Annotated in this window: 1 protein-coding gene; it reads right to left on the reverse strand. The window is 58.7% G+C overall.

Going from position 1 to position 537, the window contains the following annotated elements:
* Positions 1 to 71 precede the first annotated feature (71 nt).
* Positions 72 to 434, reverse strand: a complete 363-nt coding sequence (locus IEY52_RS26545; RefSeq protein ID WP_189009737.1) for a transposase — start codon at positions 432 to 434, stop codon at positions 72 to 74.
* Positions 435 to 537 lie beyond the last annotated feature (103 nt).

A 537-nucleotide genomic window follows, 5' to 3' on the forward strand; every position in this document is an offset into this window, starting at 1 on the left:
CGCAAAAGCCACCTGCAAAATCTTCCTGGTCAGAGCACACAACGCCACCTTGGAGGGTTTCCCTCGCGCCTTCAACGCCCGATAAAACACCCCAGACAACTTTTGGAACGACTCGCTGCCACTGCTGCCTGATACGCAGCTTTCCTCAACGCCGCATGGCCGACCTTACTCAAATGCCGCCCAGCCTCGTGTTTGCCGGATTGTCGCATGCGCACATCCATCCCCACAAAGCACACCAGCGCAGCAGACGAAGAAAAACGACTCAGCGACCCGGTGCCCGCCACCAGTTGGAGTGACACCACAGGGCCGATCCCTGGGATGCTCTGCAACATCTGCACTTCCTGCTGGAGCTTTTCCTGGGCGTCCAGGGTCTGCTGCACACACGCTTCCAGGGCCTGCTGAGCCTCTTTGAGCTGCTTGATCAGCTGCGTCAACACCTCCAGCACTGCAGCTCACGGCTCACTGGGATGTGCAAGGGCTGAAGGGGGGTCTGGACTCTGGCTTGACGTAGATCCAACTTACCCGATCCACACTACA

This window comes from Deinococcus roseus, from assembly GCF_014646895.1.
GTDB classification, from domain to species: domain Bacteria; phylum Deinococcota; class Deinococci; order Deinococcales; family Deinococcaceae; genus Deinococcus_C; species Deinococcus_C roseus.